Origin of the sequence: Streptomyces sp. NPDC059534, from assembly GCF_042743475.1 — a bacterium.
GTDB lineage: Bacteria > Actinomycetota > Actinomycetes > Streptomycetales > Streptomycetaceae > Streptomyces.
Genome location: NZ_JBHWAQ010000012.1, coordinates 148,740 through 167,314, shown reverse-complemented (window position 1 = coordinate 167,314; position 18,575 = coordinate 148,740). Strand labels below are relative to the sequence as shown.

The window sequence follows — 18,575 nt, the reverse complement described above, 5'->3', positions numbered from 1 at the left end:
CGCGTACGGCAGTGGGGCGGGTCCTTCGAAGGACCCGCCCCACTGCCGTACGCGCGTGCCGGGATCAGACCGTCTCGGCGACCTTCGCGGTGTCGTCGCCCGCCGCGGGCTTCGGCTCCGAGGCCGGTCCGGCGCCGCGGAGCGTCACCTCCTTGACGAAGAAGGCGAGGCCGAAGCCGAGGACGGCGACCACGGAGGCGAGCAGGAACGCGCCGTGGGTGCCGGTGGCGACCGCGTGCTGGTACGCCTCGCGGAGCGCCGCCGGCAGCTTGGCGAGGCTGGCCGCGTCGAGCTGCGCGGTCCGCTCGGTCAGCCCGGACCCGCCGCGGGCCGACATCTCGTCCTGGACGCGGCTGGTGAAGAGCGCGCCCATGACGGCGACGCCGAAGGACGAGCCGAGCGTCCGGAACAGGGTGGTGGAGGAGGAGGCGACGCCCATGTCCTTCATCTCCACGCTGTTCTGGGCGACCAGCATGGTGATCTGCATGAGGAAGCCCATGCCGGCGCCGAGGACGGCCATCCAGACGCCGGAGACCAGGCGCGAGGTGCCGGTGTCCATCGTGGAGAGCAGGAAGAGGCCGGCCACCATGAGGGCCCCGCCGACGATCGGGAAGATCTTGTACTTGCCGGTGCTGGTGGTGACCCGGCCGACGAGCAGCGAGACGATCATCATCGACAGCAGCATCGGCAGGAGCAGCAGGCCGGAGTTGGTGGCCGAGGCGCCCTGGACGGACTGCTGGAAGATCGGCAGGTAGAGGACCGCGCCGAACATCACGAAGCCGGTGATGAAGCCGATCAGGGACATCAGGGTGAAGTTGCGGCTGCGGAAGATGTGCAGCGGCATGATCGGGTCGCTCGCGCGGGTCTCGACGAAGAGGAAGGCGGCGAGCGCGGCGGCTCCGCCGACCCCGAGGCCGATGATCGTGCCGGAGCCCCAGGCGTACTCCGTACCGCCCCAGGTGGTGACGAGGACGATCGCGGTGATGCCGACGGTCAGCAGCCCGGCGCCGAGGAAGTCGATCCGGGTGCCGGTCGCACGCTGCTTCTTCGGCAGGTGCAGGACGGTGGTGACCATGGCGAGGGCGACGACGCCGAGCGGCAGGTTGATGTAGAAGGACCAGCGCCAGCCCCAGTGGTCGGTGATGGTGCCGCCGACGAGCGGTCCGCCGATCATGGCGAGGGCCATCACGCCGGCCATCATGCCCTGGTACTTGCCGCGCTCACGGGGCGGGATCAGGTCGCCGATGATCGCCATGACGCCGACCATGAGGCCGCCGGCGCCGAGGCCCTGGATGGTGCGGAAGCCGATGAGCTGGCCCATGTCCTGGGCCATGCCGCTGAGCGCCGAGCCGATCAGGAAGATCACGATCGAGGTGAGGAAGACGCCCTTGCGGCCGAACATGTCGCCGACCTTGCCCCAGAGGGGGGTGGAGGCGGCGGTGGCCAGGGTGTACGCGGTGACGACCCAGGAGAGGTGCTCCAGGCCGCCGAGCTCGCCGACGATCGTCGGCATCGCGGTGCCGATGATCATGTTGTCGAGCATCGCGAGCAGCATCGCGATCATGAGGGCGAGAAGGACGACACGGACGCTGCGCGCCGGCGGTGTCTCCCCCTCGGCTGTCTTGGGTGTCTCGTTGGCCGCCATGTCGATCCCTTACTTGCCGCCCGGCTAGTTACTACACTGGGGACGGTAGACGCGGCACTAGCCGGTCGTCAAGTAAGTAAGTGTGGAAGCGAGAGACCATGGCCCAGGCCCGAGGCAACACCCGCCAGCGCATCCAGGACGTGGCCCTCGACCTCTTCGCCGAGCAGGGTTACGAGAAGACCTCGCTTCGCGAGATCGCCGAACGCCTCGACGTCACCAAAGCCGCGCTGTATTACCACTTCAAGACCAAGGAAGACATCCTCATCGGGATCTTCGACGACCTGACCCGGCCCATGGACGAGCTGATCGCCTGGGCCGAGGCGCAGCCCCGCACCCTGGAGACCAAGCAGGAGGTCCTGCGCCGGTACCAGGTGACGCTGCGCGCGGCCGAGCCGCTCTTCCGCTTCATCCAGGAGAACCAGGCCACCGTGCGCGAACTCAGCATCGGCCTGACCTTCAAGGAGCGCATGCTCACGCTGAGCGACCTGATCCAGGAGCCGGACCTCCCGATCGCGGACAAGGTCCGCTGCGTCAGCGCGATCTTCACGCTGCACGCGGGCACGTTCTTCATGCAGAACGTCGAGGGCGACCCGGAGGACAAGCACGGAGCCGTCCTCGAGGTCGCCCTCGATCTGATCAGTCGGGCCTACCCGGCCCGGTGAAGCCTCGGGTGCCGGATCAGATGCCGATGCCGTGGGACCGCAGGAAGGCGGCCGGGTTCACGGCGGAGCCGTAGTTCGGGGTCGTGCGGATCTCGAAGTGCAGGTGCGGGCCGGAGGAGTTGCCGGTGTTGCCCGAGAGGGCGATCTGCTGGCCGGCGCCGACCTTCTGGCCCGTGTGGACCTTGATCTTCGACAGGTGGGCGTACTGCGAGTACGTGCCGTTGGCGTGCTTGAGGACGATCGCGTTGCCGTACGCGGGGCCGTCGCCGCCGCCGTTCGGGCCGGCCTTCACGACGGTGCCGGCGCCCGCGGCCTTGACCGGGGTGCCGACCGGGACGGCGAAGTCCTGGCCGGAGTGCTTGTGGGCCCACATGGCGCCGCCCTGGTTGAAGCTGGCGCTCAGGGTGTAGGAGCTGACCGGCTTGACCCAGGAGGGGGCCTTCTTCGCGACGACGACCTTCTTGGCGGCGGCGGCCTTCACGGCCGCGGCCTTCACGGCGGCGGTCTTGGCTGCCGTGGCCTTGGCGGCGGCGGCCTTCACCTGGGCGGCGACCTGGGCCTGGGTCTCGGCCTGGGCGGCGACGGCGGCGGACGCGGTCACGGCGACCGGGGCGGCGACGGCCTTGCCCTCGGCGGCGAAGGCGGACCCGGCTCCGGCCACCAGCGACGTTCCCAGACCCGCGGCGGCGAGGACGACGGCGGCGGTACGGGTGGCGGGGTTCATGACGCGCTTCGACATACGGGGGAAAACCTCCGGGAAGTACGGGACCCGACGCGAACGGTGCTCTGCGCCGGGCTTGCTCATCCTTGGTAACCCGGACCCCCACCCAGGCCAAAACACCCCATCTACGACATAGCGTCGTAGCGATCTCCTCGGAAGTTCGACCCTTGACGGCCTCGCGGGCACACCTTGAAATCGGACATACCGGCACAAGAGAATCCGTTTAATCCCATGTCGCGGGGGGCCGGAACTGCCCGAAACGCCGCCTCCCGCCCGGTTCGGGACCCTCCGGGACCAACGTCCCGACGGTTCGGCCATGAACGTCCCGAATCGACACCAAAGGTCGCCACTATTCCGGTTAGTACCCCTCGAAACCCCTGTGCGCCTTGTCACCAGCCGGCCGGCCCGGATGCGACCTGGGTCACGCGACCGACCCGTCCCAAAGGCCGTCCCGCACTACGCTGACCGCTTCGGGGAACCACGGGGGGACACACATGGAACCGGCACTCATCGGCACGCGCCTCGCCTCGGCCGCGATCGGCCCGATCCTGAAGAAACTGCTGGTCAGCGACGGTCCGGGGGCCGGTCTCACCGGCAAGGCCGCCAAGGTCAGGCTCTCCGGCCTCGTCTCCTTCCGCGGCGAGAAGCGCACCCTCACCGAGAAGGACGTCCGCGCCCTCGCCGCCACGCTGGTCGAACGCTCCCTCGGCGAGGGCGGCGAAGCCCCCTTCCCCGCCGACGAGACCGGCGCCGTCACCACCACCCTCGGCACCACGCTCCTCGCCCTCGGCGACCTCGACATGGACGACGTCCAGGCCGTCGACCTCGGCCACCGCGCACTCGCCCGCCGGCTGCGGGCCGCCGCCCCCGCCCCCGACGGCCTCTCCACCGACTCGGTCCTCTACCTGGAGTCCCTCACCGAGTGGGCCTGCCTGCACATCCTGGAGTTCTTCACCCAGCGCTCCACCTTCGTCGCCGGCAGCCTGGTGAAGCAGACGCGCGGCCAGTCCGAGCTCATCGCCAAGATCGACGAACTCATCCGCCGGACCCCGCGGGCCGACGGCCGGGACACCGCGTTCGAGCAGCGCTACCTGGCCCACCTCGCCAAGAAGCACGGCCGTCTCACGATCCACGGCATCGACCTGCACCACTCACCCGACGCGTGGCCGCTGGACCTGGCCTACCTGGCACTGGAGGCGACCGGGAAGGGGACGGGGCAGGCCGGCCGCCTGCCGAGCGGACCCGACGACCTCGCCGCCCCCGCGGACCACGACACCACGGTCCGCGCCGACCTCGCGCTCACCCGCCACGACAGGATCCTGCTGCGCGGCCTCGCCGGCTCCGGCAAGACCACCCTCGTCCAGTGGCTCACCGTCTCCGCCACGGCCGAGGGCCGCACCGAGGGCATGGCCTACCTCGACGGCCGCATCCCCTTCGTCCTCCCCCTCCGCGCCCTCACCCGCCACGGCGAGCGGCTCCCCGCCCCCGACCGCTTCCTCTCCGCCACCGGCTGCCCGCTCACCCCGCCCGACGGCTGGGCCGACCGGGTCCTCACCGCCGGACGCGGCCTGATCCTCGTCGACGGCATCGACGAGATCCCCGAGGCCGAACGCGGCCGGGCCCGCGACTGGCTGCGCGACCTCCTCACCGCGTACGACGGCAACCGCTGGCTCGTGACCTCGCGCCCCACGGCCGTACGGGACGACTGGCTCGCCGGGGACGGCTTCGCCGAACTGACCCTCGCCCCCATGACCCCCACCGAGGTCGCCACCTTCGTACGCCGCTGGCACCGGGCCGCCGGGCCCGCGGCGGAGCCGTACGAGCAGCCGCTGCTCGACGCCCTCCGCGCCACCGAACACGTCGCCAGGCTCGCCACCAGCCCCCTCATGTGCGGCCTCGTCTGCGCCCTCCACCTCGACCGGCGCGGCTTCCTGCCCCGCGGCCGCAAGGCGCTCTACGAGGCCGCCCTCTCCATGCTCCTCTCCCGGCGCGACCGCGAGCGGGACATGGGCACCCCGTACGGCGTCGCCCTCGACGAGGCCCCCCAGATCCAGCTGATCCAGCGCCTCGCGTACTGGCTGACGCTCAACGGCCGGACCCAGATGGACCGCGACCACGCGGAGACGACCGTCGCCGAGGCCGTCCCGGCCGTCCCCGAGGCGTCCGCGTACGGCCCGGACAAGGTCTTCACCCACCTCCTGCACCGCAGCGGCCTGCTCCGCGAGCCGACCTCGGACACGATCGAGTTCGTCCACCGCACCTTCCAGGACTACCTGGCCGCCAAGGCCCTGGTGGACCGCTGGGACATCGGCGTCCTCGCCCGGCACGCCGCCGACGACCAGTGGGAGGACGTCATCCGCATGGCCGTCGGCCACGCCCGGCCGCGCGAGTGCGCGGAGATCCTGCGCGAACTCCTGGCAGCGGCCGACGCCACCGACGACCGCGAGGTCCAGCTGCGCCTCCTCATACTGGCCGCGACGGCCCTCGACCACGCGACGGAGGTGGCGCCCGAGATCCGCGCGGAGGTGCTGGCCCGCACGGAGGAGATCGTTCCGCCCCGCACGGCGGACGAGGCCCGGCAGCTGGCCTCGGCCGGACCCATGGTGCTCGGCCTGCTGCCCGGCCCGGAGGACGCCGACGAGCGGGCCGCCCGGCTGTCGACGGTCACGGCCTCCCACATCCCGGGCGACGCCGCGCTCCTCTACCTCTCCCGGTTCGTCGGCCACCCGTCGCTGCCGGTGCGCTCCCAGCTGGTCTGGGCCTGGCAGCGGTTCGAGACGCGGCCCTACGCCGAGCAGGTCGTGGCCCGGCTGGACCCCACCGACCTGCGGTACTCCGTCCACGACGACGCCCAGGCCCAGGAGCTCGTCCGGCTCGGACTGCGCCCGGAACGGCTCCAGATCCACCGCCGGGTCTCCCCCGGCACCAGGGCCGCCCTGCTGGAGCACTGCGACCCCCGCGTACTCCGCCTGGAACTGTCCGAGCTCCAGCCCGAGCTCGGCCCCGTGGCGGCCCTGACCCGGCTCGGCCACCTCACCCTCGACCTGTCCAACCGCACCACCTGGTCGAGCGCCGACCTCCCGGACTCCCTGACCCAGCTCTCCCTCAACTGCCACCCCGAGGACGGCCTCGCCCCGCTCGCCCGGATGCGGCGGCTGCGCGAGCTGTACCTGTGGGACGCACCGGGCCTCTCCCCCGCGGACTGGCGTGAGCTCGCCGCCCTGCCCGCCGTCACGTCCCTCGCGCTGACGGACGCGCAGCTCCGCGGCTGCCCCGCCGGGACGGTCCTGCCCGACGTCGAGGCCCTGCGCTTCTCCCACGTCGACACGGCGGCCTTCTCCCGGCTGGCCGCCGTGCTCCCGGCCCTGCGCCGCCTCCATCTGCACCCGACCCACCGCCGGCCGCTGGACCTCGCACCGCTGGCCGCGCTCCCCGCCCTCTCGGCGGTCCACGCGCCGGGCCCCGTGACCGGCGCCGAGCACCTCCGTCCGGAGGTACGCGTCACCACCTCGTGAACCGGGCCGTGCCGGCCGTCGCACGGCGAAGGGGCGGCCCCGGAACCCGCTGGTTCCGGGGCCGCCCCTTCAGCGCTACGGGCTAGTGCGCTGTCACGCGTCCTTCGAGAGGTTCGGGCCCGCGCCGCCCGAGGTCTCGATCGGCGGGGCGTCCGGCAGAGCCGTCTTCTCCTCGCCGCGGAAGGTGAACTTGCGCTCCTCGCCGTCGCCCTCCGTGTCCACGACCACGATGTGACCGGGGCGCAGCTCGCCGAAGAGGATCTTCTCCGACAGCGTGTCCTCGATCTCGCGCTGGATCGTCCGGCGCAGCGGCCGGGCGCCCATCACCGGGTCGTAACCCTTCTTGGCGAGCAGCTCCTTCGCGGACTGGGAGAGCTCGATGCCCATGTCCCGGTCCTTGAGGCGCTCGTCGACGCGGCCGACCATCAGGTCGACGATCTGGAGGATGTCCTCCTGCGTCAGCTGCGGGAAGACGATGATGTCGTCCACACGGTTGAGGAACTCCGGGCGGAAGTGCTGCTTCAGCTCGTCGCTGACCTTGGCCTTCATCCGCTCGTAGTTGGACTTCGTGTCGCCCTGGGCGGCGAAGCCCAGGTTGAAGCCCTTCGAGATGTCCCGGGTCCCGAGGTTGGTCGTCATGATGATGACCGTGTTCTTGAAGTCCACGACCCGGCCCTGGGAGTCGGTCAGGCGACCGTCCTCCAGGATCTGGAGAAGGGAATTGAAGATATCGGGGTGGGCCTTCTCGACCTCGTCGAAGAGGACGACGGAGAACGGCTTGCGGCGCACCTTCTCGGTGAGCTGGCCGCCCTCTTCGTAGCCGACGTATCCGGGCGGCGAACCGAAGAGACGGGAAACCGTGTGCTTCTCGCTGAACTCCGACATGTCGAGGGAGATCATCGCGTCCTCGTCGCCGAAGAGGAATTCGGCGAGGGCCTTCGAAAGCTCGGTCTTACCGACACCGGACGGACCGGCGAAGATGAACGAGCCGCCGGGGCGCTTCGGGTCCTTCAGACCGGCCCGGGTGCGGCGGATGGCCCGCGAGAGACCCTTGACCGCGTCCTTCTGGCCGATGACGCGCTTGTGGAGCTCGTCCTCCATGCGGAGCAGGCGGCTGGACTCCTCCTCGGTCAGCTTGAAGACCGGGATGCCCGTGGCGGTCGCGAGGACCTCGGCGATCAGCTCGCCGTCGACCTCGGCGACGACGTCCATGTCGCCGGCCTTCCACTCCTTCTCGCGCTTGGCCTTCGCGGCGAGGAGCTGCTTCTCCTTGTCGCGGAGCGAGGCGGCCTTCTCGAAGTCCTGCGAGTCGATCGCGGACTCCTTGTCGCGGCGGACGCCGGCGATCTTCTCGTCGAACTCGCGGAGGTCCGGCGGCGCGGTCATCCGGCGGATGCGCATCCGGGAGCCGGCCTCGTCGATCAGGTCGATCGCCTTGTCCGGGAGGAAGCGGTCCGAGATGTACCGGTCGGCCAGGGTCGCGGCCTGGACGAGCGCCTCGTCGGTGATGGAGACCCGGTGGTGGGCCTCGTACCGGTCGCGCAGACCCTTGAGGATCTCGATGGTGTGCGGCAGGGACGGCTCGGCGACCTGGATGGGCTGGAAGCGGCGCTCGAGGGCGGCGTCCTTCTCCAGGTACTTGCGGTACTCGTCCAGCGTGGTCGCACCGATGGTCTGGAGCTCACCGCGGGCCAGCATCGGCTTGAGGATGCTGGCGGCGTCGATCGCGCCCTCGGCGGCACCCGCACCCACGAGGGTGTGGAGCTCGTCGATGAACAGGATGATGTCGCCGCGGGTGCGGATCTCCTTGAGGACCTTCTTCAGGCGCTCCTCGAAGTCACCGCGGTAGCGGGAGCCGGCGACCAGCGCGCCGAGGTCCAGGGTGTAGAGGTGCTTGTCCTTGAGGGTCTCGGGCACCTCGCCCTTGACGATGGCCTGCGCCAGGCCCTCGACGACGGCGGTCTTGCCGACGCCGGGCTCGCCGATGAGGACCGGGTTGTTCTTGGTGCGGCGGGACAGCACCTGCATGACCCGCTCGATCTCCTTCTCGCGCCCGATGACCGGGTCGAGCTTGGATTCGCGGGCCGCCTGGGTGAGGTTGCGGCCGAACTGGTCGAGGACCAGGGACGTCGAGGGCGTGCCCTCGGCAGGGCCGCCGGCCGTGGCGGCTTCCTTGCCCTGGTAGCCGGAGAGCAGCTGGATGACCTGCTGTCGCACCCGGTTGAGGTCGGCGCCCAGCTTCACGAGGACCTGGGCGGCGACGCCCTCGCCCTCGCGGATCAGGCCGAGCAGGATGTGCTCGGTGCCGATGTAGTTGTGGCCGAGCTGGAGGGCCTCGCGGAGCGAGAGCTCCAGGACCTTCTTGGCACGAGGAGTGAAGGGGATGTGCCCGGACGGGGCCTGCTGCCCCTGCCCGATGATCTCCTCCACCTGCTGGCGGACCGCCTCGAGCGAAATCCCGAGGCTCTCCAGGGCCTTAGCGGCGACACCCTCACCCTCATGGATAAGGCCCAGAAGGATGTGCTCGGTGCCGATGTAGTTGTGGTTGAGCATCCGGGCTTCTTCCTGAGCCAGGACGACAACCCGCCGCGCGCGGTCGGTGAACCTCTCGAACATCGTTAATCGCTCCTCAGAGCGGTCAGTCAGTTAGGGGTCGATCCCCTCCCTGTCCTTCCGCAGCTTAGTCCCGCAAGCGGGGACCGCTCATTCCAACTGCCGACATCCGTCCGGATCACCCCCTCTTCCGCGGGGAGACCTGCTGCCGAACAGCCGACAAATGCTCCAACCCGATGGTGCGAGACGATGTTCCCGCAGGCCAAGTAGTTACCCGCGCCATCAGTACGCCGATGGCGAACGTGAGACGCCGAAGCCTGCGAGTCGCCCCTCTCCACTAGGAATGTCTTACCCGTAAGGACGGACACTCCATGCGGCGCACCCCGGTTCCCTCCGCTACCAGCGAACACCCTTGCGCGGTCGAATGCACTCGTACGCCCCATCCCGGACACCTTGCGCGACCGGAGAGGGACGCTGTGTCACGTCGGGCGTAACCAACAGACCCCCGCGGGAGTTCCCCGGGCATGGCCCTCACCGTCCCGCCGCCCCGCTCGCCGATCGACGGCGGCACCGCGCGGTGGTACGAGGACGAGCTCGGCTGGGCGACGGTGGCGGGTCCGCCGGTGCAGCTGGTCACGGGGCTGCGGTTCGACGTCCTGGAGCTGCCCGCCCCGGCCGGCCGGGAGGTCCTGCGCCGGTCGGGCGCGGCGACGGGTCCGGTGGCCGTGATGGGGCGCCGGATGCGGCTGCTCGTGGCCGCGGGGAGCGCCGAGGAGCTCCCGGGACTGCTCGACTGGCTGGAGTGGGGCGGGATCTCACTGGATCTCGCCGCACTGGGCGCCGACGGCCGGATGACCGCGCCCCTCCCCCCGGGGCGGGGCGGTTCCGGCACGCCGGGCGCCGCGGTGTGGCTGCGACCCCCCGTACCGGGGCGCGAGGTGGAGTCCTCGCTGCCGGCCCTGCGCTCCGCGCCGTGGGGCGGTGCGGATGCCCCCTGCCTGGTGCGCCTCGTGGCCTGCGCGGCCGCGGAGTGCCACCGGGTGCGGCTGCTGAGTGCCCGGGCCCGTGGGCCGGCGGCTCAGCAGCTGTCGCCTCAGCGGTTCGCGTCCTCGTAGGCCGCCTTGACGGTGGCCGGCACGCGGCCGCGGTCGTTCACGTCGTAGCCGTTCTCCTTGGCCCACGCGCGGATCTTGGCGGTGTCGGGGCTGCCGGCCGCGACACGACCCTTGCCACGCCCGCCGGTGGTGCGGCCACCGGTACGGCGGCCACCCGCGGTGTACGGCTCCAGCAGGCCACGGAGCTTTTCGGCGTTGGCGGTGGTGAGGTCGATCTCGTAGGTCTTCCCGTCCAGCGCGAACGTCACCGTCTCGTCCGCTTCGACGCCGTCGAGGTCGTCGACAAGAAGGACCTGAACCTTCTGTGCCACCGGATTTCCTTTCATCGAAAATGCAGTACGCGGAAAGGAAACCGCTTTTCCCGGAAAAACACAAACCCCTGGCAGAGGTTCAGAACCCCGGGAACGCGGGAAACGTGCGCGATTCGGACATAGGGTTACAGGTGCAGAAGCATCCGGCTGTTGCCCAAGGTGTTCGGCTTCACTCGTTCGAGACCGAGGAACTCGGCGACTCCCTCGTCATAGGAACGCAGGAGCTCGCTGTAGACATCTCCGTCGACGGGGGTCTCGCCGATCTCGACGAAGCCGCGCTTCGCGAAGAAGTCGACTTCGAAGGTCAGGCAGAATACCCGCCGCACCCCGAGCCATCGGGCGGTGTGCAACAACTTGTCCAGCACCTGATGTCCGATGCCGGCTCCCTTGAACTCGGGATCGACGGCGAGAGTGCGGACTTCGGCGAGGTCTTCCCACATGACGTGGAGGGCGCCGCAGCCGACGACGGTGGCGTCCTCGTCGCGTTCCGCCACCCAGAACTCCTGGATGGACTCGTAAAGGGTCACGGTCGCCTTGTCGAGCAGGATGCCGCGCTGCACGAAAGGATCGACGAGACGGCGGACCGCGGCGACATCACTGGTGCGGGCCCTGCGAACGGTGACGGCTTTGGCGGAGGCCGCGGAAGCGGCCGGGGAAGCAGACGGCGACATGGGGGGACGCTATCGCTCCTGGCCCCCGGTTCCGTCGGCGCCCTCCTCGGGCGTCGCGGGCAGCGGGTTGTCCCGCTGGACGATTCGGATGGCGTCGTTCAGGGCTTCGCGCTGGTCCTGCGACATCATCCCGAAGAAGGCGACGAGGGCGGCGGCCGGGTTGTCGCTCTGGGCCCATGCCTCGTTCATCAGCGCGGCGGAGTAGGCGGCCCGGGTGGAGACCGCGGTATATCGATAGGCGCGGCCTTCGACTTCCCGGCGCACCCAGCCCTTCTGATGGAGATTGTCCATGACGGTCATGACGGTCGTGTAGGCGATGGACCGTTCCTGCTGGAGGTCCTCCAGAACTTCCCGGACGGTCACCGGGCGGTTCCATTGCCAGACGCGCGTCATGACGGCGTCTTCGAGCTCTCCCAAAGGACGGGGCACACCGTCACCTTAGTGCGCAAAAGACCAATGAGCGGTCATTGACGGAAGGAGCGCGACAAAAAGGACGCACGACCTCGAAAGGTCGCACGTCCCGGTGGTGCGGTGACCGCCGCGCGGGGCGGCGGGGGCCTCAGGAGGCGGTGCCGCCGTCCGCCTGACGGGCGGCCTCGGCGCGGGCGAGGGCGGCGTCCACGACCGCGTCCTCCTTGGCCTTGTTCGGGCCGCCCTGGCTCTTCACGATCACGACGACGAGGGCGGTGAAGAACGCGGCCATCACGACGGGGGGCAGGAGCGCGGAAACGTAGTCCATGGCGTCCAGAGTAGCTATCCGGCCACCCGTTCCTCGGGTGGGGGCGGCGGTACGGGCCGGCGGCGCGGCGGGAACGCCTCGGACGGCTTGGGCACCGGGCGCTCGGTCGGCACCGGCGGGGTCGGCTTCGGCTCGTCGGCCGCCGCGCGTCCGCCGGGCAGGGCGAGCAGGCGGGCCCGGGGGGCGCCCGCCGCGGTGGCGGCGGTGGCCTGGGAGACCCGGGCCAGGCGCGCGCGCACGGAACGCTCGGCGAGGATCCGGCAGCGGGCGAGCAGCTCGGCGGCGGCCGCGTTGCTCCGCAGCGCGCGCAGGGCGGCGAGGTCGTCCGCCCCCGGGTCGTATCCGGCGACCAGCGCGTCCCGGAGGAGCTCCAGGTAGCCGCCGAGCGAGCCCGGCAGCGCCTCGCGGTAACGGGCCAGGTCGTCCAGGAGGAAGGCGCGCAGCCGGCCGGCTTCGCGCACGGCCTCGTCCACGGATGCGGCCAGGCACAGGCAGTCCTGGACGTCCTCGTCCTGGAGGGGGGCAGGGTGGAGGGCGGTGGCAAGGGCGCGACGGAGGACACGCAGCTCGTCCGCGCTGAACGCCATGCCGCCGCGGGATCCGTATGGCGTGGGCATGGGCCGACACTACGCGCTAATCGGACAATTTTCCCTTAGCGATCATTCCGGCGCGCCGAAGGGGCCCCGGAGGGCCCCCTCCGTCCGAGGTCAGGCAGTACGTCGCCGCCGGACCACCAGCAGCGCCCCGGCCGAGGCGAGCAGCGCCGCTCCGCCGGTGATCTCCAGCTTGACCGGAGCGGTGTCGTTCGACGGGTCGGCGTCGGTCACCCCGGCGTCGTGGAGAAGGGTGACGGTGCCCTCGGCCCCCTCGGCCTTCCTGTCGATGCCGCGCCCAGGCCCAGCAGAGCCGTGGCCGCGGTCAGGGCGGACAGCAGAGCCGCTCCGCGTCTCATGGACGTACCTCGTCTCCGTAGCGGAAGTCCTACGGCACCAGGACCTCCGGGGCGGGGCGAGGGTTGTGCCTACATCCGGGAGACGTTCCGCTCGTACACCAGACGCAGGCCGATCAGGGTCAGCCAGGGCTCGTGCTCGTCGATCTCGGCCGACTCGCCCAGGACCATCGGGGCGAGACCGCCCGTGGCGATGACGGTCACGTCGGACGGGTCGCCGGTCGGGCCGACGAGCTCGCGCTTCATCCGGGCGACGACACCGTCGACCTGGCCCGCGTAGCCGTAGATGATGCCGGACTGCATCGCCTCGACGGTGTTCTTGCCGATGACGTTGCGCGGGCGGGCCAGCTCGATCTTGCGGAGCATGGCGCCCTTCACGCCCAGCGCCTCGACGGAGATCTCGATGCCGGGCGCGATCGCCCCGCCCGCGTACTCCCCGCGCGCGGTGACCGCGTCGTACGTCGTCGCCGTGCCGAAGTCCACGACGATCGCGGGACCGCCGTACAGCTCGACCGCCGCGGCCGCGTTGACGATGCGGTCCGCGCCGACCTCCTTCGGGTTGTCGGTGATGACCGGGACGCCCGTCTTCACGCCCGGTTCCACCAGCACGGCCGGGACGTCGCCGTAGTAGCGGCGGGTCACCTCGCGCAGCTCGTGCAGCACCGAGGGGACCGTCGCGCAGATGGCGATCCCCTCGATGCCGTCGCCCAGCTCGACGCCGAGCAGCGGGTGCATGCCCATGAGGCCCTGGAGCAGGACCGCCATCTCGTCGGCGGTCCGGCGCGGGTCCGTGGAGATCCGCCAGTGCTCGACGATCTCCTCGCCGTCGAAGAGGCCGAGGACCGTGTGCGTGTTGCCGACGTCGATGGTGAGCAGCATCAGGCCCGCACCTCGCGCAGGTCCAGGCCGATGTCGAGGATCGGGGAGGAGTGGGTGAGCCCGCCGACCGCCAGGTAGTCCACGCCGGTCGCCGCGTACGCCGCCGCGTTCTCCAGGGTCAGCCGGCCCGAGGACTCCAGGACGGCGCGGCCCGCGACCAGGGCGACGGCCTCCTCGGTCTCGCCCGGGGTGAAGTTGTCGAGCAGGATCAGGTCGGCGCCCGCGTCCAGGACCTCGCGGACCTGGTGCATCGTGTCGACCTCGACCTCGATCGGCAGCTCGGGGAACAGCTCGCGGACGGCCTTGAACGCCTGGGCGACGCCGCCGGCGGCCACCACGTGGTTGTCCTTCACCAGGGCCGCGTCGGAGAGCGACATGCGGTGGTTGACGCCGCCGCCGCAGCGGACCGCGTACTTCTCCAGGGCGCGCAGCCCCGGAGTGGTCTTGCGGGTGTCGCGGACCTTGGCCTTCGTGCCCTCCAGGGCGTCCGCCCACGCGCGCGTGGCGGTGGCGATGCCGGAGAGGCGGCACAGGATGTTGAGCGCGCTGCGCTCGCCGGTGAGCAGGTCGCGGGTGCGGGCGGTGACGCTGAGGAGGGTCTCCCCGGCGTCGACGCGCGCGCCGTCCTCGACGTGCCGCTCCACCTCGAACTCGTCGGCGCAGACGATCGACAGGACGGCCTCGGCCACCCGCAGACCGGCCACCACGCCGGCCTCGCGGGCGGTGAAGTCGGCGGTGGCGACGGCGTCCTCGGGGACGGTCGCCACGGTCGTCACGTCGACGCCGCCGTCGAGGTCCTCGGCGATCGCCAGGTGGGCGATGTCCTCGACCTGGACGGGGTCGAGACCGGCCTCGGCGAGCAGCTCGGCCAGCGCGGGGTCGAGCCCGCACTCGAACTCCTCGCCACCGCAGGCGCAGTCGTCGCCGCAGCCGCCGGCCTCCTCGGAGGCGGGGACCGAGGTGATCTGGATGAGAGGGACGTCCACGGGCTCGGGACGGGCTTCCTCGGGCGTGCTCACTTACGGCTCCCTGGGGGCGTCGAGGGTGGGGGGAAAGTCGAAGCTGTCGGTGGTGCGGACGTCGAGGGTCCGCTCCGGGGTGAGGCGTACGACGAGGTGCCGGCGCCAGTCCGTGTCCTCGCGGTCGGGACGGTCCTCGCGCCAGTGGCAGCCGCGGGTCTCCTCGCGGCGGCGGGCCGCGGCGACCAGGACCCGGGCGACGCACAGCAGGTTGGTGGTCTCCCACGACTCCACGCCCGGCTCGGCGGCCTTGGTGTCGTCGGTGCCGCCCGCCACGGCGTCGCTGTGCAGGGCGTCGAGGGCCTCCGCGGCCGTGCGCAGGCTGGCCTCCGAGCGGAGCACGCCCGCGCCGGCCGTCATCACCCGCTGGAGGCGGGTCCGGGCGCCCGCCACGGGCAGCGGCAGCGTCACCGGCGCCGGGTGCGGCACCGGGGCGCCGGGCACGCGCGGCGCGGCGGCCGTGATCTCCTCGGCGATCCGCTCGGCGAAGACCAGGCCCTCCAGGAGCGAGTTCGAGGCGAGCCGGTTGGCGCCGTGGACGCCCGTACAGGCCACCTCCCCGCACGCGTACAGGCCGGGGACCGTGGTCCGGCCGCGCAGGTCGGTGCGCACGCCGCCGGAGGCGTAGTGGGCGGCGGGGGCGACGGGGATCGGCTCGGTCACCGGGTCGATGTCGTGCGAGCGGCAGGCGGCCAGGATCGTCGGGAAGCGCTGCTCCCACATCTCGGCGCCGAAGTGCCGGGCGTCGAGGTACATCTGCTCGGTGCCCTGCTCCAGCATCCGGCGCGTGATCGCCTTGGCGACGATGTCCCGGGGCGCGAGCTCGGCCAGCTCGTGCTGCCCGACCATGAAGCGGACCCCGTCGGCGTCGACGAGGTGGGCGCCCTCGCCCCGTACCGCCTCGGAGACCAGCGGCTGCTGCCCCTCGGAGCCGGCGCCGAGGAACAGCACCGTGGGGTGGAACTGGACGAACTCCAGGTCGGAGACCTCGGCGCCGGCCCGCAGGGCGAGCGCGACGCCGTCACCGGTGGAGACGGCGGGGTTGGTGGTGGCGGAGAAGACCTGGCCCATGCCGCCGGTGGCCAGGACCACCGCGGGGGCGTGGACGGCGCCGACGCCGTCGTGCTGCCCCTCGCCCATGACGTGCAGGGTGACGCCCGCGGTGCGCCCCTCTGCGTCCGTCAGGAGGTCCAGGACGAGGGCGTGCTCGATGGTGCGCACGCCCCGGTCCCGTATCGCCTCGACCAGGGCGCGGGAGATCTCGGCGCCGGTCGCGTCGCCGCCGGCGTGCGCGATGCGGCGGCGGTGGTGGCCGCCCTCGCGGGTCAGCGCGATCTCGCCGTCGGCGGTCTTGTCGAAGTCGGCGCCGGTCGCGATCAGCCGGCGGACGGCGTCGGGGCCCTCGGTGACCAGCGCGCGCACGGCCCGCTCGTCGCAGAGGCCGGCGCCGGCGACGAGCGTGTCGTCGAGGTGCTGTTCGGGGGTGTCGCCCTCGCCGAGCGCGGCGGCGATGCCGCCCTGGGCCCAGCGGGTGGAGCCGTCGTCGAGCCGGGCCTTGGTGACGACGACCGTACGGAGTCCGGCGGCGGTGCACCGCAGGGCGGCGGTGAGACCGGCGACACCGGAGCCGACCACGACGACGTCGGCGTCGATGGCCCAGCCGGGCGCGGGGGCGTGCAGCCGTATTCCGGTCACTTGGCGGCTCCGAGCGAGGTGGTTCCGGACACGGGGGTTCCGGACAGGGTGGTTCCGAACAGGAGAGGGACGTTGTCGATCAGCCGTGTGGCGCCCACGCGCGCGGCGACCGCGAGGATCGCCTCCCCGTCGTGGTCGTCGGCGACCTCGGTGAAGTCGGCCGGGTCGACGAGGGCCAGGTAGTCGAGGGTGAGCGGCGGCTCGGCACCGGCCGCCTCGTCGAGTACGGAGCGGGCCGCGGCCCGGACGGCTTCGGCGCCCCCGCGCTCGGCGGCCTGCGCGACCGCGTGGGCGTCGGCGGCGGCCCGGGCCTCGCCGAGCCGGGACAGCGCCTCGGCGCGGTTCTCGGCGCGGCCGTGGGCACCGGGCAGGGAGGCGGCACGCGCGCGCAGCGCCTCCTGGGCGGCGAGCCGGTCGCCGGCGGCGAACAGGGCGCGGGACAGCGCGAGCGCGGTACGGCGCTCCTCGGCCGACAGGTAACGGTTGCGGCTGGACAGGGCGAGGCCGTCGGTCTCCCGGACGGTCGCCACGCCGACGATCTCGACGGGGAAGTTCAGGTCCCGGACCATCCGGCGGATCAGGGCCAGCTGCTGCGCGTCCTTCTGGCCGAAGAAGGCCAGGTCGGGGGTGGTGAGGTGGAGCAGCTTGGCGACGACGGTCAGCATGCCGTCGAAGTGGCCGGGCCGGGAGGCGCCTTCGAGGCGCTCGCCCATGGGGCCCGCGGTGATCCGGACCTGGGGCTCCCCGCCGGGGTAGACCTCGTCGACGGTGGGCGCGAAGACGGCGCTCGCGCCCGCCTCCACGGCCAGGGCCAGGTCGGCGTCGAGGGTGCGCGGATAGCGGTCGAGGTCCTCGCCCGCGCCGAACTGGAGCGGGTTGACGAAGACCGTGACGACGACGAAGCCCCGCTCCCCCACGCGCTCGCGTGCGGCGCGGATCAGGGTGGCGTGGCCCTCGTGGAGGGCGCCCATGGTCATGACCACGGCCCGGGGGGCGCCGCCGCTGCCCAGGGCGTGCAGCTCCCGCGCCGTGCGGACGGGCGCGAGGGGGGTGGCGGGCGTGGTGTTCATCGGGGCTCCCCCTCGGCGAGTACGCCCAGCAGGTCCTCGGCCAGCTCGGGCTTGAGCAGACCGTGCGCGAGCGCCCGGTCCGCGGTGGTGCGGGCCATCGCCAGGTAGCCGGCGACGGTGCCGGGCGCGTGCTTGCGCAGCTCGGCGACGTGGGCGGCGACGGTGCCGGCGTCACCGCGCGCGACGGGGCCGGTGAGGGCCGCGTCGCCGGACCGCAGGGCGTTGTCGAGGGCGGCGCCGAGGAGCGGGCCGAGCATGCGGTCGGGGGCGGCGACACCCGCCTTGTGGAGCAGTTCCATCGACTGGGCCACCAAGGTGACCAGGTGGTTCGCGCCGAGGGCCAGGGCTGCGTGGTAGAGCGGGCGGGCCTCCTCGGCGATCCACTCGGGCTCGCCGCCCATCTCGATCACCAGGGCCTCGGCGGCCAGCCGCAGCTCCTCGGGCGCGGTCACCCCGAAGGAGCAGCCGGCGAGCCGCTGGACGTCGACCGGGGTGCCGGTGAAGGTCATGGCGGGGTGCAGGGCGAGCGGCAGGGCGCCGGCCCGGCGGGCGGGGTCGAGGACCCGTGCCCCGTACCGCCCGGAGGTGTGGACGATCAGCTGGCCGGGCCGGACGGCTCCGGTGTCGGCGAGGCCCTCGACCAGGCCCGGCAGCGCGTCGTCCGGGACGGTCAGCAGGACCAGGTCGGCGAGGGCGAGGACGCGGGCGGGCTCGACGACCGGGACGTCGGGCAGGAGCTCCGCGGCGCGGCGCCGGGAGGTGTCGGAGACCGCCGAGACGGCGACGGGGCGGTGCCCGGCGAGCCGGAGCGAGGCGGCGAGGGCGGGGCCCACGCGGCCGGCACCGACGACTCCGACAGTGAGCCGGGCGGGTCGGTCCTCGGCTCGGGGCTCTGGCGCTGCTGGTGCGTTCACGGTGGGGACGGCCTTCCGTTCCAGTCCTCGGCGGGTACCGGACGATTTCTGGTCATGCTACGCCAGCGGTCGGGACTGCTCCGTGGCTGTCCACAGGGTGTGGGCGGTGGTGTGATG

The 18,575-nt window shown here is 72.0% G+C and carries 17 protein-coding genes; 3 read left to right on the top strand and 14 right to left on the bottom strand.

Features of this window, described 5'->3' with window-relative positions; all coding sequences use genetic code 11:
• Nucleotides 1–64: 64 nt before the first annotated feature.
• Nucleotides 65–1,645: an MDR family MFS transporter gene (locus ACFVZH_RS17180; RefSeq protein WP_384898023.1), complete on the bottom strand. Its 1,581-nt coding sequence runs from the start codon at nt 1,643–1,645 to the stop codon at nt 65–67.
• 98 nt (nt 1,646–1,743) lie between these two features.
• Here ACFVZH_RS17180 and ACFVZH_RS17175 point away from each other — a divergent pair, with 98 nt between their 5' ends.
• A complete protein-coding gene (locus ACFVZH_RS17175; protein ID WP_384898021.1) occupies nt 1,744–2,307 on the top strand; it encodes a TetR/AcrR family transcriptional regulator in 564 nt (187 codons plus the stop codon).
• 16 nt (nt 2,308–2,323) lie between these two features.
• Here ACFVZH_RS17175 and ACFVZH_RS17170 read toward each other — a convergent pair whose 3' ends face one another.
• Nucleotides 2,324–3,046 (bottom strand): M23 family metallopeptidase, encoded by a 723-nt coding sequence (locus ACFVZH_RS17170; protein WP_384898019.1) that lies wholly within the window; start codon nt 3,044–3,046, stop codon nt 2,324–2,326.
• Between the two features lie 476 nt (nt 3,047–3,522).
• Between ACFVZH_RS17170 and ACFVZH_RS17165 the strand changes: the two genes are divergently transcribed.
• A complete protein-coding gene (locus tag ACFVZH_RS17165; RefSeq protein WP_384898017.1) occupies nt 3,523–6,543 on the top strand; it encodes an NACHT domain-containing protein in 3,021 nt (1,006 codons plus the stop codon).
• Between the two features lie 93 nt (nt 6,544–6,636).
• Here ACFVZH_RS17165 and ACFVZH_RS17160 read toward each other — a convergent pair whose 3' ends face one another.
• Nucleotides 6,637–9,159: an ATP-dependent Clp protease ATP-binding subunit gene (locus tag ACFVZH_RS17160; RefSeq protein ID WP_384898015.1), complete on the bottom strand. Its 2,523-nt coding sequence runs from the start codon at nt 9,157–9,159 to the stop codon at nt 6,637–6,639.
• A gap of 461 nt (nt 9,160–9,620) precedes the next feature.
• On the opposite strand from ACFVZH_RS17160, the gene ACFVZH_RS17155 reads away from it, so the two are divergent.
• Nucleotides 9,621–10,211, top strand: a complete 591-nt coding sequence (locus ACFVZH_RS17155; RefSeq protein ID WP_384898013.1) for an SCO3374 family protein — start codon at nt 9,621–9,623, stop codon at nt 10,209–10,211.
• Here ACFVZH_RS17155 and ACFVZH_RS17150 read toward each other — a convergent pair.
• From ACFVZH_RS17150 to ACFVZH_RS17100, 11 genes are all read right to left on the bottom strand, one after another.
• Nucleotides 10,190–10,522 carry an Lsr2 family protein gene (locus ACFVZH_RS17150; protein ID WP_017240029.1) on the bottom strand — a complete coding sequence of 111 codons (333 nt, stop codon included), beginning with the start codon at nt 10,520–10,522 and terminating at the stop codon, nt 10,190–10,192. The genes ACFVZH_RS17155 and ACFVZH_RS17150 overlap by 22 nt on opposite strands.
• A gap of 125 nt (nt 10,523–10,647) precedes the next feature.
• Complete coding sequence (locus ACFVZH_RS17145) at nt 10,648–11,193, bottom strand: amino-acid N-acetyltransferase (RefSeq protein WP_384898011.1); 546 nt, start codon at nt 11,191–11,193, stop codon at nt 10,648–10,650.
• Between the two features lie 9 nt (nt 11,194–11,202).
• The gene (locus ACFVZH_RS17140; RefSeq protein ID WP_384898008.1) at nt 11,203–11,622 is read right to left on the bottom strand and encodes a BlaI/MecI/CopY family transcriptional regulator; all 420 of its coding nucleotides are present in this window, start codon (nt 11,620–11,622) and stop codon (nt 11,203–11,205) included.
• A gap of 130 nt (nt 11,623–11,752) precedes the next feature.
• Nucleotides 11,753–11,932 carry a hypothetical protein gene (locus tag ACFVZH_RS17135; RefSeq protein WP_384898006.1) on the bottom strand — a complete coding sequence of 60 codons (180 nt, stop codon included), beginning with the start codon at nt 11,930–11,932 and terminating at the stop codon, nt 11,753–11,755.
• Nucleotides 11,933–11,946: 14 nt separating this feature from the next.
• Nucleotides 11,947–12,519 (bottom strand): hypothetical protein, encoded by a 573-nt coding sequence (locus ACFVZH_RS17130; RefSeq protein ID WP_384898084.1) that lies wholly within the window; start codon nt 12,517–12,519, stop codon nt 11,947–11,949.
• 120 nt (nt 12,520–12,639) lie between these two features.
• The gene (locus ACFVZH_RS17125; RefSeq protein ID WP_384898004.1) at nt 12,640–12,759 is read right to left on the bottom strand and encodes an MYXO-CTERM sorting domain-containing protein; all 120 of its coding nucleotides are present in this window, start codon (nt 12,757–12,759) and stop codon (nt 12,640–12,642) included.
• Between the two features lie 194 nt (nt 12,760–12,953).
• Nucleotides 12,954–13,760 (bottom strand): type III pantothenate kinase, encoded by an 807-nt coding sequence (locus ACFVZH_RS17120; RefSeq protein ID WP_384898002.1) that lies wholly within the window; start codon nt 13,758–13,760, stop codon nt 12,954–12,956.
• The gene (gene nadC / locus ACFVZH_RS17115; RefSeq protein ID WP_384898000.1) at nt 13,760–14,779 is read right to left on the bottom strand and encodes a carboxylating nicotinate-nucleotide diphosphorylase; all 1,020 of its coding nucleotides are present in this window, start codon (nt 14,777–14,779) and stop codon (nt 13,760–13,762) included. Before nadC ends, ACFVZH_RS17120 begins: the two co-directional genes overlap by 1 nt.
• Entirely contained in the window at nt 14,780–16,474 is a 1,695-nt protein-coding gene (locus tag ACFVZH_RS17110; protein ID WP_384897998.1) for an L-aspartate oxidase, read from the bottom strand.
• The gene (gene panC / locus ACFVZH_RS17105) at nt 16,471–17,544 is read right to left on the bottom strand and encodes a pantoate--beta-alanine ligase (RefSeq protein WP_384897997.1); all 1,074 of its coding nucleotides are present in this window, start codon (nt 17,542–17,544) and stop codon (nt 16,471–16,473) included. Before panC ends, ACFVZH_RS17110 begins: the two co-directional genes overlap by 4 nt.
• Nucleotides 17,541–18,458 carry a Rossmann-like and DUF2520 domain-containing protein gene (locus ACFVZH_RS17100; protein ID WP_384897995.1) on the bottom strand — a complete coding sequence of 306 codons (918 nt, stop codon included), beginning with the start codon at nt 18,456–18,458 and terminating at the stop codon, nt 17,541–17,543. The genes panC and ACFVZH_RS17100 overlap by 4 nt, the downstream gene beginning before the upstream one ends.
• Nucleotides 18,459–18,575 lie beyond the last annotated feature (117 nt).

Excerpts from the sequence above, each read along its gene's own strand:
- ACFVZH_RS17180 (WP_384898023.1), bottom strand. The coding sequence starts at position 1,645 with ATGGCGGCCAACGAGACACCCAAGACAGCCGAGGGGGAGACACCGCCG.
- ACFVZH_RS17175 (WP_384898021.1), top strand. The coding sequence starts at position 1,744 with ATGGCCCAGGCCCGAGGCAACACCCGCCAGCGCATCCAGGACGTGGCC.
- ACFVZH_RS17170 (WP_384898019.1), bottom strand. The coding sequence starts at position 3,046 with ATGTCGAAGCGCGTCATGAACCCCGCCACCCGTACCGCCGCCGTCGTC.
- ACFVZH_RS17165 (WP_384898017.1), top strand. The coding sequence starts at position 3,523 with ATGGAACCGGCACTCATCGGCACGCGCCTCGCCTCGGCCGCGATCGGC.
- ACFVZH_RS17160 (WP_384898015.1), bottom strand. The coding sequence starts at position 9,159 with ATGTTCGAGAGGTTCACCGACCGCGCGCGGCGGGTTGTCGTCCTGGCT.
- ACFVZH_RS17155 (WP_384898013.1), top strand. The coding sequence starts at position 9,621 with ATGGCCCTCACCGTCCCGCCGCCCCGCTCGCCGATCGACGGCGGCACC.
- ACFVZH_RS17145 (WP_384898011.1), bottom strand. The coding sequence starts at position 11,193 with ATGTCGCCGTCTGCTTCCCCGGCCGCTTCCGCGGCCTCCGCCAAAGCC.
- ACFVZH_RS17135 (WP_384898006.1), bottom strand. The coding sequence starts at position 11,932 with ATGGACTACGTTTCCGCGCTCCTGCCCCCCGTCGTGATGGCCGCGTTC.
- ACFVZH_RS17130 (WP_384898084.1), bottom strand. The coding sequence starts at position 12,519 with ATGGCGTTCAGCGCGGACGAGCTGCGTGTCCTCCGTCGCGCCCTTGCC.
- ACFVZH_RS17120 (WP_384898002.1), bottom strand. The coding sequence starts at position 13,760 with ATGCTGCTCACCATCGACGTCGGCAACACGCACACGGTCCTCGGCCTC.
- panC (WP_384897997.1), bottom strand. The coding sequence starts at position 17,544 with ATGAACACCACGCCCGCCACCCCCCTCGCGCCCGTCCGCACGGCGCGG.